This is a genomic window from Cyanobacterium aponinum PCC 10605 (assembly GCF_000317675.1).
Classification (GTDB): Bacteria; Cyanobacteriota; Cyanobacteriia; order Cyanobacteriales; family Cyanobacteriaceae; genus PCC-10605.
Genome location: NC_019776.1, coordinates 22,778 through 39,546 on the forward strand (window position 1 = coordinate 22,778; position 16,769 = coordinate 39,546).

Genomic DNA, 16,769 nt, shown 5'->3' on the forward strand with positions numbered 1-16,769 from the left:
TAAAAATAGTTAACTAAAAAAGCGGTTTATATAGTAAATTATAATGTTAAGCTAAGAGTATCCTATGCAAAAAAAAGGAAACACATTAACACACATAAACCAGTATTAAATATCAAGAGGTTGAGAATTTGCCGTGAGTCATTCTGCCACCTTAACAGTGAGTTCAATCTTACCACAACAGGTATCGGACAACAACCGTTTACGCCTATTTTCTGGATCAGCCAACATTGGCTTAGCCACTGAAGTAGCCCGTTATTTGGGCATGGATTTAGGTCCGATGATTCGGAAAAGATTTGCTGATGGAGAATTATATATTCAAATTCAAGAATCGATCAGAGGTTGTGATGTTTACTTAATTCAACCCTGTTGCCATCCAGTGAATGATAATCTGATGGAGTTGCTGATTATGATTGATGCTTGTCGTAGAGCATCAGCACGGCAAATTACAGCAGTAATCCCTTATTATTCCTATGCCAGAGCGGATCGTAAAACCGCAGGTAGGGAATCTATTTCAGCTAAATTAGTCGCAAATTTAGTCACCACTGCCGGGGCTCATCGAGTCTTAGCAATGGATTTACATTCCGCCCAAATTCAGGGCTATTTTGACATTCCCTTAGATCACGTTTATGGTTCACCCGTAATTTTAGATTATTTGAATCATAAAAATATTGAGGATTTAGTTGTTGTATCTCCTGATGTTGGGGGGGTAGCTAGAGCGAGAGCTTTTGCAAAAAAATTAAATGATGCCCCTCTTGCCATTATTGATAAACGTCGCCAAGCTCATAATGTAGCTGAAGTGATGAATGTTATCGGTGATGTTAAGGGTAAAAATGCTGTATTAGTCGATGATATGATTGATACTGCTGGAACATTGTTAGAAGGTGCAAGGTTGTTGAAAAAAGAGGGTGCAAACAAAATTTATGCTTGTGCAACTCATCCCGTTTTTTCAGGCCCTGCTATTTCCCGTCTTTCCAGCGATGTCTTCGAGGAAGTAATTGTAACAAATACGATTCCTTTACCAGTAGATAGTTATTTTCCCCAATTAAAAGTGTTATCCGTAGCTAATTTATTGGGTGAAACTATTTGGCGTATTCACGAGGATAGTTCTGTTAGTATTATGTTTCGTTAACTAAGGGTTGCCGAGAAAATGGTATTATGGGGATAGGTGTCAGGTAATTTCAATTAGTAATTAGCAATTCTAAGATAAGAGAATAAGCAACAGGCAACTTCGCATCTGGCAATAGTTTTTTATTAGCTTTCCCTTTATACTCCGATTTAGTATCTAGCCAAAAATGGGCTGAGAAAGGTAAGGAGCGGGGAAAAAGAATAAGAATTGATGAAAAACTTATTAAAGTTGATTTTAAATACTTCATGTTTAGCCATGATGTCCTAACGTATTTTCTCAGTAATATCTTAGCTTTGAAATCCTGATTTCTGCCTATAACTCCACTCAACCGTTATACCTAAAAATCAACCCAAATCTTATCTTTTTATATCGAAAAGAATTAAAATTTATGGTTCTTCAGAGTGTGGTTATGATAAATTAAGAGAAACAGGACTTCCATAACTTTTATTTAATAGTGTTTGTAGTAAAATAAAAACTAAAAGTTTATAAATTATTATTTAATAATCCTCTATTGCCTATTGCCTCTTGCCTCTTGCCTCTTGCCTTTCAGGCTACCCTAATTAATAATTTACATACTCAAAGTGATAGAGCCAAATTTATTTTTTGATGAATACTTGCCTCTAAAACTCCGTTAAATTTCCTTGTTTGCTCACAAACTTAACCAACCTCAGTTCGGTTTAAGAATATTGGATAAGGGTAGGTGTCAGGTTTCAGGTTGCAGGTTGCAGGTGTTGAGAGAAAGTAATGAGTAACAAATAATGAGTGTTCGGGGTTTTTAATTCCTAATTCTTAATTTTTCCTTTGCCCTCCCCCCTCTCGAGGGGGGATAAAGGGGGGTTCGCCTCTTGCCTCTTGCCTTTTGCCTTTTGCCTTTTTTTCTCCATCATTCATAGATGAAAATTTATCCCGAACTCAGGTTAACCAAGTGTAAAATCAATTGTTTTCGTCCTTTCTTAGAAAAAGAGCATTAGATTGAGCAACGGCTCTAGTAGTGTTAAAATGGCTGCTTAGAAGTAAAAGTAGAGTTACACAATCACATTTTAATCCGAGTCAAATTTTGCTACAATAAAGGTTATTTAAGGAGGATAGTTATTTGTCAAATCAAGTTAGGGTTGCCATTTTAGGAGCAACAGGTGCAGTTGGAACAGAACTAATAAACTTATTAATAGAGCGTAAATTTCCCTTAAAAGACCTAAAATTATTAGCTTCTCCTCGCTCTGCTGGAAAAAAGGTAACTTTTCAAGATCAAACCTTAGAAATTGAAGCTGTTGACGATAATTCTTTTGATGATGTTGATATTGTTTTAGCCTCTGCTGGTGGTTCAACTTCAAAACAATGGGCAGAAAAAATCGTTGCGGCTGGAGCGGTGATGATAGATAACTCTAGTGCTTTCCGCATGAATCCTGACGTGCCTTTAGTTGTACCTGAAATCAATCCTAATGATGTTCACAATCATAAAGGAATCATTGCTAACCCCAACTGTACAACTATTTTGATGGGGGTTGCTATCTATCCCTTACATCAAATTCAACCCATTAAAAGAGTAGTGGTTTCTACTTACCAATCTGCAAGTGGTGCAGGGGCAAGGGCAATGGAGGAAGTAAAAACTCAATCAGAAGCCATTTTAAAAGGGGAAAATCCCCAACCTGAAATTTTACCTTATCCTTTAGCTTTCAATCTATTTCCTCATAATTCACCATTGATGGATAATGGTTATTGTGAAGAAGAAATGAAAATGGTTAATGAAACTCGCAAAATTTTTGGAGATGATGATATTCGTATTACTGCAACTTGTGTGAGAGTACCTGTGTTAAGAGCTCATTCAGAGGCGGTTAATATCGAATTTGCCCAGCCTTTTCCCTTAAATAAAGCCCGTGATATAATTGCCCAAGCGCCCGGGGTGAAATTAGTGGAAGATTGGCAAAATAATTATTTTCCTATGCCAATGGATGCAACAGGAAAGGATGAGGTATTAGTGGGTAGAATTCGTCAGGATTTATCTAACCCTAATAGTATAGAATTGTGGTTATGTGGAGATCAAATTCGCAAGGGTGCGGCTTTAAATGCGGTGCAAATTGCTGAACTATTGGTTCACGATAATTAACCAAGAGCGTTTTTTGATTTTTCTTTTATGGATTTTGCCCACAGCTTTTATTTTAACAACTCTATTTATTTGGTAACAGGATTAATTATTGAGCGTGATGAGTAATTATATTTTTGGTCGAGTTTTAACCGCTATGGTAACACCTTTCAATGGTGATGGTTCAGTGAATTATGGTGTTGCAGAAAAGTTAGCTGACCATTTAGTTAATAATGGTAGTGATGGTTTAGTTATTTGCGGTACAACGGGAGAGTCTCCTGCTTTGGAGAGTGACGAAAAATATCAATTACTAAAAGTTGTTAAAAATGCTGTGGGCGATCGCGCTAAGATTGTTATGGGTACAGGTAGTAACTCCACTCAAAAAGCCATCACAGAAACAAAAAAAGCCTCTCAGATTGGTATAGATGGAAGTTTACAAGTAGTTCCTTACTATAATAAACCCCCCCAAGAAGGATTATATCAACACTTCGGTGCGATCGCACGTTCTTGTCCTGATGTTCCCATAATGTTGTATAATATACCCGGACGTACTGGTAAAAACTTAGAAGCGGAAACTACCGCCCAACTAGCACAAGATTTTGATAATATTGTGGCAGTAAAAGAAGCTAGTGCAGATTTAGATCAAACTGCTAAGATAAATAGAATAGCACCGCCAGATTTTTTAATTTACTCAGGAGAAGATTTTTTAACTCTACCAATGATGACCGTGGGATGTGTAGGAGTCGTCAGCGTCGCTAGTCACCTAGTAGGTAAACAAATGCAAATGATGATTCAATCCTATGAAAAAGGAGATAATTTCCAAGCTCAAAAAATTCAGAAACAACTCTACCCTTTATTTAAAGTTTTATTTTGCAATACTAATCCAATTCCTGTAAAATACGCTCTGCAATTGCAAGGTTGGGATATTGGCGGTTTCAGACTTCCCCTGTGTAATCTCCCCCCTCATCAACAAAAAGAAGTAGAAGAAGTTTTAAATAATTTAGAATTAATTTAAAAGAGCCAAGACTCATATTAAAAAAAGTATTTCAATGATTTATTTAATTCGACACAAATATAAGTTTACCGAGTATTGATAAAAGTTTATTCAAGTTTTTTATTCATTAATTACTGTTGAGGAGGTGAAATTGTGATTTTAAACTTATGACATTTAGATTCCCCAGATACCTATAAAAAATTAAAGGTAAAATCCACCAAATATCTTAATAAAAGTCAACGTAATGATATTTAAGCATTATTTTAGGGGGGCTTTTTTATCAAAAAATATCTCGTTGTTGCGGGGAAAACGAATCTATTTAACTTATTAACTATTTATTCTTAAAGAAAAACTTAATAAGTAATTATTTAACTACCCTTAAAAATCACATTGTATTCATTTTATTCTAGTCAAAAAAATCAAACCAATATGAAAGACAAAAAAGTATATACCATTAAAGGCAGACGCACCAGAAAAACCATAACCACAGAAAACATTGCTCCTACCCCTGCGGAAAAAAGCAATTCTAATAATCAACCCCATGTAAAAATTGTTCCTTTAGGGGGATTACACGAAATCGGAAAAAATACCTGTATCTATGAATATGAAGATGAGATGATTTTAGTGGATGCGGGTATCGGTTTTCCTACGGATGGAATGCACGGTATTAACGTGGTTTTACCTGATATGACTTATTTAAAGGAAAATAACCACAAAATTAAGGCAATGATTGCCACTCACGGACACGAAGATCATATCGGTGGTATCCCCTACCATTTAAAACAGGTGGATTTTCCCTTGATTTATGGTCCTCGTCTAGCCATGTCTTTACTTTCTGATAAATTAGAAGAGGCTGGACTTTTAGAAAAAACCAAGATTCATACTGTTTCCCCTAGAGAAGTAGTTAAAATTGGTAAACATTTTCGAGTGGAATTTATCCGCAATACCCACTCCATCGCTGATAGTTTCACCTTGGCAATTCATACCCCTATTGGGGTTTTAATCCACACAGGAGATTATAAAGTAGATCATACCCCCGTTGACGGAGAATATTTCGATTTTCACCGTTTAGCCCAATTAGGAGAAGAGGGAGTATTATGCTTACTGAGTGACTCTACTAACTCCGAAGTACCCGGATTCACCCCCTCAGAAATGTCGGTTTATCCCGGTTTAGATCGAGCCTTCACTCAAGCTCAAGGGCGTTTAATGGTGACAACCTTTGCCACTTCCGTTCATCGTATCAATATCATCCTTGCTTTAGCTATGAAGCATAACCGTAAAGTAGGAGTAGTGGGGCGATCGATGCTGAATGTGATTGCCCACGCCCGTAAATTAGGTTACATCAAATGTCCAGATCATATATTTGTACCTTTAAGAACTTTACGCTCTTTACCCGATGACCAAATATTAATATTATGTACAGGGTCTCAAGGGGAAAAATTTGCGGCGATGACTCGTATTTCACGGGGAGAACATCCCCATATTAAAGTAAGAGAAGGAGATACGATCGTCTTTTCTGCTAATCCTATTCCCGGTAACACCATTGCCGTAGTAAATACAATTGACCGCCTTATGATTCAAGGGGCAAACGTTATTTATGGTAAACAAGCAGGAGTACACGTTTCAGGTCATGGTTGTCAAGAAGATCAAAAATTGATGTTAGCTCTAACCAAGCCGAAGTTTTTTGTGCCTGTCCACGGTGAACATAGAATGTTAGTAAAACACTCAGAAACCGCTCAAAGTGTAGGAGTGCCTAAAGAAAACATTGTCATCATCGATAACGGTGATAGCATCGATCTAACGGTAGATAGCATTGCTAAAGGAGAAAAAGTACCTTCAGGTATTCAATTAGTCGATACTGCTGGGGTTGTTCATGAACACGTAATGGAAGAAAGACAACAATTAGCTGAAGATGGTGTTATTACTATTGCCGCAGTGATTGACTCTAAAGGTAATTTATTAGTAGAGCCTCAAGTTAATTTACGGGGGGTTGTCTGCACGATGGAAGTACCCAGTTTAGAAAGGTTGATTACTAGAACAGTGGATCGTACAATAAGCGATCGCATCAAAAGTAACTTACTCCTAAGTGAAGGAGACAATATCAACTGGAATAGTATTCGCATTGAAGTCGAAACTAACCTCAGCCGTGTCATTCAAAGAGAAATCAATAGCGAACCATTGGTCATTTTTATCTTACAAGTCCAAGAAGGGATAACTAATAACAACGGACAAATAAACAATGAATCTCTTTCTGATAGTGATGATAATGACGAAGGAGACGGTAAATTTACTCGCCGTCGTCGCAAAGCTACTGCTAATGTCTAGGTTAGGAGTTTGGGGTTAGGACTTCGGAAATATGTATCAGGTGTCAGGTTGCAGGTGTTAGGGGATGGGAGGATGAGGTGATGAGGGGAGAGGGAGATAAGGTGTCGGGTTTCAGGTTTCAGGTTTTAGAAGAAAGTAATGAGTAACGAGTAACGAGTAATTATCAACTATTCACTATTCACTATTTAACCTGAGTTTTGGATAAGCTGAAAGCATCCCAACTCGTAGTCAGAAAACCTTATAGCTTCTTCTTAGAAATAACGACAAAATTGCCTTAACCCGAACTGACTTAAACAAGGGGCTTAAGCCCCTTGCCTAGGTCAGAAGAAAGCCCCTTGCTAAAAACCCCTACCACCTGCCACCTGCAACCTGACACCTGACACCTAACCTTATTCAGATATTCTTAAACCGAACTGAGGTTATTTACCTTTACCCCTTGTCCTTTCAATTTTAACTGCGATGAAGAGGATTTAAACGCTCACTTAATCCCTCTCCTAATAAAGATAAACCCGTTACCATAGTTGCCATTGCCAAGCCGGGGAATAAGGCATTCCACCAAATACCAGTGGGTAAACCGTCTAATGCTAATTTTAAATCATGACCCCATTCTGGGACATCTTCAGGTAAACCTAAACCTAAAAATCCTAAGCCTCCTAAAATTAAAATGGCATCGGCGGCGTTAAGGGTAAATAAAACAGGTATGCTTTGCACTACATTAAAAAAGAGATATTTATAAATAATACGAGTGGGAGATGCCCCCATAGCTTGGGCGGCTTCGATGAATAATTCTGTTTTAACGCTAGTAGTATGATTTCTGACTACTCGATAATATTGAGGAATATAAGATATAGATAAGGCAAGGGCGGCATTTATTACTCCCCTACCAACCACAAAAGCTAAAGTAACTGACAATAATAACCCCGGTAAGGTATAAATAGTATCCATTAAAAAGAGTAAAATTTTGTCAATTTTTCCTCCAAAATAACCACTAATTAAACCTAATGGAACACCGATAATTAAACTTAAAAACGTAGCAGTAATAACAACTTTTAAAGCCGCTTGTGAGCCAAAAATAGTTCGGGAAAAAACATCATAACCCTGTCCTGTTGTACCAAACCAGTATTTACTATTAGGAGGTTGGTTAATGGGATTACTAAGAGATTCTAAGGGGTCTTGAATAATGCCTATATTTTCTAATAAAGGAGCAGAAAAAGCAAAAAATATAAAGGTTAAAGTGATAATAATACCCACCATCAGCAAAACATTTGATAACTGTTTAAAAGTATTTTTTTTTCTTGAAAAACTACGAGCAATCATTTTTATTAGACCTTTTATAAAAGAAAAATAGCAGGAAATTTAAATGCTTTAATTAACCTTACTTTGGAGAATTGAAGAGTAATTAATAAGACAGAGGTCTCAGACGGTAGAGATTTAATATATTTAACTCATAATATGTGGGAAAGTTATATACAACTTTTGTACTAGGTATTAGAAGTTTTTAATTATTCACTATACACTATACACTATACACTACTCATAAACTCTCCCACGCCATTGACTAGGTTTTGTGAATGCTGAAAGGATAATTCTCGTCACTGCTAATATATCGGCAAAAGGTGAAAGAATAAAGGTTAATTCTGATATTGATTTATTAAATTGATAAGAAGATGCGATCGCACCTAAGAGGGCAAAACGGATAATAACGAGAAAAGTATTTAGGGCAAATAATAACTTGAAACTAAGAAAATCAAAGTGGGGATAGAAAAATAAGCAGAGGAAAAAGAGAGGTAAAGGTAAAGCCTGAATTAGTAGCAAAAAAAGACATTCCCCCCATAATTGTAGCTTTGAGGACGCATCTTTAAGATCTAATGATCTACCCCAACCCTGCCAAGTATCTTGTAAACCTTCATACATCCGCACCTTAATAATTTTACTGCCATCCGCAAACCCGACTTTATAACCTAAACTTGCCACATAACGAGCTAAAGTGACATCATCACAAAAGGAATTCGCCGCATAAGTATAACCGTTAATCTCTGTTAGAATATTACGTTTAATTAAAAAACATTGACCATTCGCCATGATTGTACTAGGGTTGTTCGTATTCACGCCAGAGGATTCAAAGCGAAATAACAAAGTCATTAATAAAGAAGGTTGTAGCCACCATTCTCCCATAGACTTTAAAATAAATTGAGGAGAAAAAGAGACTAAATCATAATCCTGTTGAATGGCAAAATCTAAGACAGTGGCAACGAGGTTTTTATGGGGAATAGTATCCGCATCAACTCCTAAAATCCATTCGCTATTTTCAGAACTATTTAAGAAGCCGTTGTGTAATGCCCAAGGTCTGCCCACCCAATTTTTAGGCAAAGGTGGATCTGTAATTAAATGAATACGAGGGTCTTTTTTGCTATAGTTCTCAATTTTTTCCTGAGTGCCATCAGTGGAATTACTATCAACAAAAATAATTTCTCTAGTTTCGTAGCTTTGACGAGTAATACTTTCTAATAAAGGAGAAATGCGATCGCACTCATTTAAAGTAGGTATAATGACACTTACTTTGCCAATTAAAGCTAAATAAGGAAGTTTTGGAGTTAAAGGAGGAATCCTTCTTGCCCCTCGAGCCAAGCGACTTAAAAGAATAAAAGTACAAACTCCTTGAAATAAAAGTAATTTAAAGCTCAGAATGGCAATAATAATAGTCATAATAAATAAAACTAAGGGTTAAATTGACACCAAGTATATTTAACAATCCTTAATTAACATAGCATCTCCAAAAGAATAGAAACGATATTTTTCTCGAATTGCTTCCTCGTAAACCATCATTAATCTTTCTCTACCAATTAAGGCACTAACTAGCATTAGTAAACTCGACTTAGGTAAATGAAAATTAGTAATTAGTCCATCAATAACCTTAAATTCATAACCCGGATAGATAAATAGATTTGTTTTGCCCTCAAAAGCCTGTAAATCTCCACATTCTTTACAAACTCCTTCTAATGTTCTTACAACCGTAGTTCCCACCGCAATTACTTTATTTCCCCTTGCTTTAGTTGCCCGAATCAAATTAACCGTTGCTTCATCAATTTCAATCCATTCTTGGTGCATATCATGGTTAACAATATCTTCTACCTCCACTGGGCGAAACGTACCAATCCCCACATGGAGAGTTACTTCTGTTTTATTAATTCCTTCTGCTTTTAATTGTTCAAATAGTCGATCTGTAAAATGTAGTCCTGCTGTCGGAGCTGCGATCGCACCTTGTTTTTGAGCATAAACCGTCTGATACTGGCTCGGATTAGCCGATGACTCAGTGACGTAAGGAGGAAAAGGAATATTACCCACCTTCTCCAACAAATGCCAGAAAGACTCCCCCTCTTGCCAAGAAAATTCTAAATATCTTCCCCCCGTTGCCTCATCCTTATCAACAACCGTCGCCTTTAATAAACCATCCCCAAAATAAATTTCACTGCCCACAGAAAAACGCTTTCCGGGTTTTACCAAAGCTAACCAACAATTATCCCTCGTTTCCTCCACTAATAAAACCTCTACCTGAGCGCCAGTGCTTTTTTCTCCATATAAACGGGCAGGAATAACACGAGTATTATTAACAACTAATAAATCTCCCGCCGACAAAAACTGAGGTAAATCAGCAAAAATTTGATGCTTAGGACTATTTTCTCCCTCAATTACTAATAAACGGGAACTATCTCTAGGAGTAACAGGATTTTGAGCAATTAATTCTGAAGGTAAATAATAATCGTAGCTAGACAATTGTTGATCAGGACTCATAGTTTATAGTGTATAGTTAATAATGAATAGTTGATAATTACTCGTTACTGGTTACTCATTACTCCCTTAAACCTGACACCTGCCACCTGATACCTGCCACCTCTCCCCCCATCCCCTCGTCTTCCTACCCCCCGAACACCTGCCACCTGATACCTGACACCTCTTGTTGCTTCTAGGGTAAAAATTTTGTCACAATTGTGAAAGAAACCCTTTATCAAGAGATTTTATGGACAGTATTCAGGCAATTAGAGGAACAAAAGACATTTTACCTGAAGAAATAGTTTATTGGCAGTATTTGGAAAAAACCGCCGCCGATATTTTAACTAAAGCGGCTTATAGGGAAATTCGTACCCCTATTTTTGAGCAAACAAATTTATTTGAAAGAGGCATTGGTGAAGCCACGGATGTTGTAGGTAAAGAGATGTACACATTTACTGATAGAGGCGATCGCAGTTTAACTCTACGGCCAGAAGGAACAGCAGGAGTAGTAAGATCTTATATACAAAATAAATTATTTGCTAGTGGCGGAGTAGAGAGACTTTGGTACACTGGAGCAATGTTTCGTTATGAGCGCCCCCAAGCAGGACGACAAAGACAGTTTCATCAAATAGGTTTGGAGTTATTGGGTAGTAAATCTCCCCGGGCAGATGTGGAAGTGATAGCCATCGCTACAGATATTCTCAAAGCATTAGGTTTAAAAAACCTTAGCCTACAACTAAACTCCGTGGGCAATCAAGAGGATAGACAAAAATATCGTCAAGCCTTAGTCGATTATCTAACCCCCTATAAAGCTGATTTAGATCCAGATTCTCAAGACAGATTAACCCGCAATCCCCTACGCATCCTCGATAGTAAAGATCAAAAAACCCAAGAAATTACAGAAAATGCTCCGAGCATTCTTGATCATCTAGGAGAAGATTCCCGTTACCATTTTGAGCAAGTTTGTGGATTATTAACAGAATTAGGAATTGATTATCAACTGAATGCCCGTTTAGTCAGAGGATTAGATTACTATACTCACACTGCTTTTGAAATTCAATCAGCAGATTTGGGGGCTCAAGCAACGGTTTGCGGAGGAGGTAGATACGATGGGTTAATTTCTCAATTGGGGGGGAATGAAACCCCTGCCATTGGTTGGGCAATGGGTATGGAAAGGTTAATTTTATTACTGCAAAATCTCAATCCTTTAACTCCTCAATGTCCTGATATTTATTTTGTTTCCAGAGGAGAAAAAGCGGAAAATCAGGCTTTAATTATGGCTCAAAAACTTCGTCACAACGATTTTAATGTGGAGTTAGACCTCAGTGGTAGTAATTTTGGTAAACAGTTCAAAAGAGGCGATCGCAGTGGTGCTAAAATTTGCTTAATTTTGGGTGATGAAGAAGTGGAAAATAAAACCGTTCAAATTAAGCATCTGGTTACAGGAGAACAAAAAACAGTGTCTCAAGATGAATTAATTAATGTTCTAAAAAAATAAAGTGAAAAACTATTTCAAGTATTTATTTCTAATAATAAAGTAGTTTTAAGACAAAAACAACCTATGTTTAATATTTATTAATGCTTGTTTCTTAGTAACTATGGCTACAATTTCGGTTATTAATAACTATCTTGAATTAGATGTCATGAAAAAATATATTGCCGAATTTTTTGGCACTTTTTGGTTAGTGCTTGGAGGTTGCGGTAGTGCCGTTTTAGCGGCCAATTTTGGAGGAGAAGGCAATCCTCTGGAGCTAGGATTTTTGGGGGTTTCTCTTGGCTTTGGTCTAACGGTTCTAACTATGGCTTATGCTGTGGGACATATTTCAGGAGGTCATTTTAACCCGGCGGTTTCCTTTGATTTGTTTGCTGGAAAACGTTTTAGTGGTTCTGACTTACTACCTTATATTATTGCTCAGGTTTTAGGTGCAATCCTTGCGGGGGCTGTTTTATTTATCATCGCCAGTGGTAATGGTGCTTTAGACTTAAGTGGCTCAAATCCCTTAGCTACTAACGGTTATGGTTCTCACTCTCCCGGTGGTTATAATTTATTTGCCCCTCTGATTACAGAAATTATCATGACCTTTATGTTTCTTGTGATCATTATGGGTGCAACTGATCGCCTTGCATTAGGAGGATTTGGCCCATCTGCCATCGGTTTAGCGTTAACATTAATTCACCTCATCAGTATTCCTGTAACGAATACATCCGTCAATCCGGCAAGAAGTACAGGAGTAGCTTTATTTTGCGGTAATATGGAGATTATTGCTCAACTATGGTTATTTTGGTTCGCTCCGATTGTTGGTGCTGTTCTCGGAGGCTGGTTTTACTATCAATTTTTAGAAACAGGAATTGAAAGTCGCCCCTTGCAACCTATCGAATCTGAACCCAGAGACTAAAGAAAGAATCAAACATTAGGAATTAGGACTTAAATTATTTATTATTCACTCCCGAAAAAATGCGATCGCCCATAGAAAGAATCAAACTATCAAAAAAGGCTAAAGATCAATTAATTAAATTAAGAAAAGTTACAAAAATAGAACAATGGAATATTCTCTGTCGTTGGGGATTTTGTCGCTCTCTGCGTGAAAAACATACTCCCGCCCCCTATCCAATTCCTGCCGATAGCAATGTGGAAATGAGTTGGAACACCTTTGGAGGGGAAATAGCAGAGATTTTACTCTTGGCTTTAATTCATCGTTGTCATCAAGATGGTTTTGAAACCAATGCAGAAACCCTTAATCAACAATTTCGCTTACATCTTCACCGAGGAATTAATTACCTAGTCACAGATTTAGAATCCAAAACTCTCTCTGATTTCGTTGCCCTAGGCATCAAAAAAGATGACTCTCAATAAAAAAGACCGCTAAAAACTAGCAGTCTGAAAAGAATAATTATTTTTTATTTTTAGCTTTTGCTATTTAGACTAATCACGAGGTTTAGCTTTATTTACTTTGATTTGGCGTCCCATCCACTGAGCACCATCTAAAGTTTCGATCGCTTTTATTTCCTCATCGTCATTGGACATTTCCACAAAACCAAAACCACGTTTTCTCTTGGTTTCACGATCAAGGGGAAGATAGACGCGCTTTACTTCACCATAATCGGCAAAGACTGATTGTAAATCATTTTCTGAAATATCGTAGGATAAATTCCCAACGTATATGGACATAAACTGTTCCTCAATTTTTTACTTTTGTATAAGATAATTGAGACGACCGACACGAAGCATTCCATATAGAAGGGATAATCCTGCAAAACTGGAAGCAAACACTTTTAACGGAACCGAGACTCAAATTAACATTATATATAATATCATACTTAGGCTTTGAAATCTGATAAGTTATAGAAAAAAACTTCATCAAGAGAAAATATTTTCACAATATCCAACAGAGGGTTAGAATTAAGTTTCAAAGCGAAAAGAGTTCCAAATTCTCAAGAGGTGTAGGCGGTGAGTGACAACTTCAAGGCAACGGAGAACAATTCTCGTCATGAATTACGGGATTTAGTACGTTCTCAATTACAAATATTATTAGACCAAAATAACCTAAAAGGTGCAAAATCTTTATTAATCCCCGTGCAACCTGTGGACATTGCAGAAGCGATCGCATCTTTATCAGAATCAGCTCAAGCGATTGCTTTCCGTCTTTTAGATAAAAACAAAGCCATTGAAGTGTACGAACATTTAGAGGCAAAAATTCAGGGTATTCTCATTGAGGATTTTAAACGCCAAGAAGTCATTGATATAGTTGATAAGATGTCTCCTGATGATCGCGCTCGCTTATTTGATGAACTTCCCGCCACTATTGTTAGTCGTATCATAACTCAATTGAGTGATCAAGAAAGACAAGCCACTAATTTACTGTTGGGTTATCAGGAGAACACAGCCGGAAGAATTATGACTCCTGAATATATCTTCGTCAAAGAAACTTTTAATATAAATGAAACCTTTGCTAAAATTCGTTCTCTGGCCAATACTTCTGAGTTAATCTACTACGTTTATGTCGTTAATGAAACAAGACAATTAACAGGGGTAGTATCTTTTCGAGATTTAGTCATTCATGGGCGACAAACCATAGTTAAAGATATTATGACTCAAGATATTATCTATGTGAAAACTGATACAGATCAAGAAGAAGTCGCTAATTTAATTAAACGTTATGATTTTTTCGCCCTGCCAGTAGTGGATCGAGAATTACGAATCGTTGGCGTTGTCACTGTTGATGATGTAATTGATATTTTACAAAAAAAAGCCACTGAAGATATATACGCCCTTAGTGCTATTCAAGGAGAAGGAGAAAATTATTTTAAAACTAATCTATTTACTATTACTAAAAGGCGAGTAGGTTGGTTATTGGTTTTATTATTAACTAACACGGTAACAGGGGGAATTATTGGAGCTCAAGAAGATATAATTGCTCAATATACGATCCTTGCCGCATTCATGCCTCTTTTGGCTGACACCGGAGGAAATATCGGTGCTCAATCTTCCACTGTTGTAATTAGAGGTATTAGTACGGAAGAAGTTAGAGAGTTAGGTACTACTAAAGTTATTATTAGAGAAGGCTTAGCCGGATTGCTTTTAGGATTCGTGTTAGGTCTTGTGACTATGATATGGGCTTATTTACTACCTAGTAATGATAACAATCTGATCGTTGCTTTTGCTGTGGGTATTACTTTGACTGCTATTTGTACCTTAGCTTCTATTGCTGGTTCTGCCTTACCCTTCCTTTTTCGCCGTTTGGGTTTAGATCCAGCTTTAATGTCTGGTCCTTTTATCACCACAGCAGTGGATGTTTTAGGTATTCTGATTTATTTTAATATTGCCCGTGCAATGTTAGGATTTTAGAACCCACTATGACTAAATTGACTAAGATTTTTGATATTCCCAATTTCTAATTGTGATCAAGCCTGATGAGGAGGTAAAAGCGTGTCTGAAAATACTGTTACTGTAAAAAATGATTCCCGTCATGAGTTGAGAGAATTGGTTTCTTCTCAATTACAAATACTTTTAGAGCAAAATAATTTAGAGGGTGTTAAGGCTTTATTATTACCTGTTCAGCCGGTGGATATAGCAGAAGCGATCGAATCTTTACCTTCCCAAATGCAGTTAATTGCTTTTCGTTTATTAAATAAAACAGAAGCCATCGATGTTTACGAACATTTAGACTATACCGTCCAACAGTCTTTAATTGAACAGTTTAAAAGGCAAGAGGTAATTGATATAGTTGATAAAATGTCTCCTGATGATCGCGCTCATCTGTTTGATGAACTTCCTGCCAGTGTAGTTAGTCGCATTTTAGAACAATTAAGCCCAGAAGAAAGACAGGCGACTAATCTAATTTTGGGTTATGAAGAAGATACCGCCGGGCGAATAATGACCCCAGAGTATATTTCTTTGAAACAAAATTTAACTGTAGAACAAACTCTCGAAAAAATACGCTCCCTTGCTCCTAACTCTGAATTAGTTTATTACATGTATGTGGTCGATCAATCTCGTCATCTGGTTGGTATTGTTTCTCTAAGAGATCTCGTACTCCATGAACCACAACAAACTTTAGAAAATATTATGACTAAAGATGTAATTTATGTAAAAACAGACATGGATCAGGAAGAAGTCGCCCGCTTGATTCAACGTTATGATTTACTCGCTTTACCTGTTGTGGACAAAGAATTACGTCTGGTGGGTATTGTCACAGTTGATGATGTTATTGATGTTTTGGAACAAGAAGCAACCGAAGATATTTATGCTTTAGGGGCGGTTTCCTCTGATGGAGATAATTATTTTCAAACAAACTTATTTACCGTTGCCCGTCGTCGGGTTACGTGGTTGTTGGTATTATTACTAACCAATACCGTCACAGGAAGTATTATCGGAGCTCAAGAAGATGTTTTAACCCAAGTAACAGTTCTAGCGGCTTTTATCCCCCTTCTCATCGGTACAGGAGGAAATATTGGTACTCAGTCCTCCACTGTGGTAATTAGAGGTTTAAGCACTGATGAAATTAGCGATTTAGGTCCTGCTAAAGTTGTTTTTCGAGAAGCGATCGCAGGTTTGTTATTGGGTTTGATTTTGGGCTTGTTGGCTACTATCTGGGCTTATTTTTTACCCCAAACCGACAAAAATATAATCGTTTCTCTCTCTGTGGGTATTAGCTTAATTGCAATTTCTACTCTTGCTTCTATTTCTGGTTCAGCTTTACCTTTTCTATTTCGCCGTTTAGGATTAGATCCTGCTTTAATGTCTGCACCTTTTATTACCACTGCGGTGGACGTTTTAGGCGTTTTAATTTATTTTAATATTGCCCGTTTAATGTTAGGAATTTAACTATAAAAATATTCAATCACAGTTTTATATTATTATCTGATGTTAAGCAAAAATAAATATCAAAAATAAATATAAATTAATTGTCGATGGAAGGTGACAGGTGGCAGGTAGCAGGTAGCAGGTTAAGAGTAGATGTAACTAACCTGAG

At 36.9% G+C, this 16,769-nt stretch carries 13 protein-coding genes; 9 read left to right on the plus strand and 4 right to left on the minus strand.

All coding sequences use genetic code 11. The features are described from left to right. The first annotated feature begins 133 nt into the window (after positions 1-133). The 4 genes from CYAN10605_RS00095 (at position 134) to CYAN10605_RS00110 (ending at position 6,525) form a co-directional block, all read left to right on the plus strand. Complete coding sequence (locus tag CYAN10605_RS00095; RefSeq protein ID WP_015217911.1) at positions 134-1,129, plus strand: ribose-phosphate pyrophosphokinase; 996 nt, start codon at positions 134-136, stop codon at positions 1,127-1,129. 1,090 nt (positions 1,130-2,219) lie between these two features. Continuing rightward, a complete protein-coding gene (locus CYAN10605_RS00100) occupies positions 2,220-3,230 on the plus strand; it encodes an aspartate-semialdehyde dehydrogenase (RefSeq protein ID WP_015217912.1) in 1,011 nt (336 codons plus the stop codon). A 97-nt stretch (positions 3,231-3,327) separates the two neighbouring features. Continuing rightward, the gene (gene dapA, locus CYAN10605_RS00105) at positions 3,328-4,221 is read left to right on the plus strand and encodes a 4-hydroxy-tetrahydrodipicolinate synthase (protein ID WP_015217913.1); all 894 of its coding nucleotides are present in this window, start codon (positions 3,328-3,330) and stop codon (positions 4,219-4,221) included. A gap of 408 nt (positions 4,222-4,629) precedes the next feature. After that, a complete protein-coding gene (locus CYAN10605_RS00110) occupies positions 4,630-6,525 on the plus strand; it encodes a ribonuclease J (RefSeq protein ID WP_083887240.1) in 1,896 nt (631 codons plus the stop codon). A 450-nt stretch (positions 6,526-6,975) separates the two neighbouring features. On the opposite strand, the gene CYAN10605_RS00115 is transcribed toward CYAN10605_RS00110, so the two are convergent. The 3 genes from CYAN10605_RS00115 to queA all read right to left on the minus strand — a co-directional run bounded on the left by CYAN10605_RS00115 (position 6,976) and on the right by queA (position 10,317). Beyond that, positions 6,976-7,842 carry an ABC transporter permease gene (locus tag CYAN10605_RS00115; RefSeq protein ID WP_015217915.1) on the minus strand — a complete coding sequence of 289 codons (867 nt, stop codon included), beginning with the start codon at positions 7,840-7,842 and terminating at the stop codon, positions 6,976-6,978. 213 nt (positions 7,843-8,055) lie between these two features. Continuing rightward, on the minus strand, positions 8,056-9,231 hold the full coding sequence (cruG, locus tag CYAN10605_RS00120; RefSeq protein WP_015217916.1) for a 2'-O-glycosyltransferase CruG: 1,176 nt from the start codon (positions 9,229-9,231) through the stop codon (positions 8,056-8,058). A gap of 39 nt (positions 9,232-9,270) precedes the next feature. Next, positions 9,271-10,317 (minus strand): tRNA preQ1(34) S-adenosylmethionine ribosyltransferase-isomerase QueA, encoded by a 1,047-nt coding sequence (gene queA / locus CYAN10605_RS00125; RefSeq protein ID WP_015217917.1) that lies wholly within the window; start codon positions 10,315-10,317, stop codon positions 9,271-9,273. Between the two features lie 226 nt (positions 10,318-10,543). Here queA and hisS point away from each other — a divergent pair, with 226 nt between their 5' ends. The 3 genes from hisS to dndE all read left to right on the plus strand — a co-directional run bounded on the left by hisS (position 10,544) and on the right by dndE (position 13,150). After that, the gene (gene hisS / locus CYAN10605_RS00130) at positions 10,544-11,794 is read left to right on the plus strand and encodes a histidine--tRNA ligase (protein ID WP_015217918.1); all 1,251 of its coding nucleotides are present in this window, start codon (positions 10,544-10,546) and stop codon (positions 11,792-11,794) included. 145 nt (positions 11,795-11,939) lie between these two features. After that, a complete protein-coding gene (gene aqpZ / locus CYAN10605_RS00135) occupies positions 11,940-12,692 on the plus strand; it encodes an aquaporin Z (RefSeq protein ID WP_150108966.1) in 753 nt (250 codons plus the stop codon). A 59-nt stretch (positions 12,693-12,751) separates the two neighbouring features. After that, positions 12,752-13,150, plus strand: a complete 399-nt coding sequence (gene dndE, locus CYAN10605_RS00140) for a DNA sulfur modification protein DndE (RefSeq protein ID WP_015217920.1) — start codon at positions 12,752-12,754, stop codon at positions 13,148-13,150. A 69-nt stretch (positions 13,151-13,219) separates the two neighbouring features. Here dndE and rbp read toward each other — a convergent pair whose 3' ends face one another. Continuing rightward, complete coding sequence (gene rbp, locus CYAN10605_RS00145) at positions 13,220-13,465, minus strand: RNA-binding regulator (protein ID WP_015217921.1); 246 nt, start codon at positions 13,463-13,465, stop codon at positions 13,220-13,222. Between the two features lie 279 nt (positions 13,466-13,744). Between rbp and mgtE (CYAN10605_RS00150) the strand changes: the two genes are divergently transcribed. Together mgtE (CYAN10605_RS00150) and mgtE (CYAN10605_RS00155) are read left to right on the plus strand one after the other, a co-directional pair. Beyond that, a complete protein-coding gene (mgtE, locus tag CYAN10605_RS00150; protein WP_015217922.1) occupies positions 13,745-15,142 on the plus strand; it encodes a magnesium transporter in 1,398 nt (465 codons plus the stop codon). An 81-nt stretch (positions 15,143-15,223) separates the two neighbouring features. After that, on the plus strand, positions 15,224-16,621 hold the full coding sequence (gene mgtE / locus CYAN10605_RS00155; RefSeq protein WP_015217923.1) for a magnesium transporter: 1,398 nt from the start codon (positions 15,224-15,226) through the stop codon (positions 16,619-16,621). The last annotated feature ends 148 nt before the right edge of the window (positions 16,622-16,769 follow it).

Bases quoted from the DNA above. Each gene is read 5' to 3' on its own strand.
- hisS (WP_015217918.1), top strand. From the start codon at position 10,544: ATGGACAGTATTCAGGCAATTAGAGGAACAAAAGACATTTTACCTGAA.
- aqpZ (WP_150108966.1), top strand. From the start codon at position 11,940: ATGAAAAAATATATTGCCGAATTTTTTGGCACTTTTTGGTTAGTGCTT.
- rbp (WP_015217921.1), bottom strand. From the start codon at position 13,465: ATGTCCATATACGTTGGGAATTTATCCTACGATATTTCAGAAAATGAT.
- dndE (WP_015217920.1), top strand. From the start codon at position 12,752: ATGCGATCGCCCATAGAAAGAATCAAACTATCAAAAAAGGCTAAAGAT.
- CYAN10605_RS00115 (WP_015217915.1), bottom strand. From the start codon at position 7,842: ATGATTGCTCGTAGTTTTTCAAGAAAAAAAAATACTTTTAAACAGTTA.
- cruG (WP_015217916.1), bottom strand. From the start codon at position 9,231: ATGACTATTATTATTGCCATTCTGAGCTTTAAATTACTTTTATTTCAA.
- dapA (WP_015217913.1), top strand. From the start codon at position 3,328: ATGAGTAATTATATTTTTGGTCGAGTTTTAACCGCTATGGTAACACCT.
- CYAN10605_RS00110 (WP_083887240.1), top strand. From the start codon at position 4,630: ATGAAAGACAAAAAAGTATATACCATTAAAGGCAGACGCACCAGAAAA.
- queA (WP_015217917.1), bottom strand. From the start codon at position 10,317: ATGAGTCCTGATCAACAATTGTCTAGCTACGATTATTATTTACCTTCA.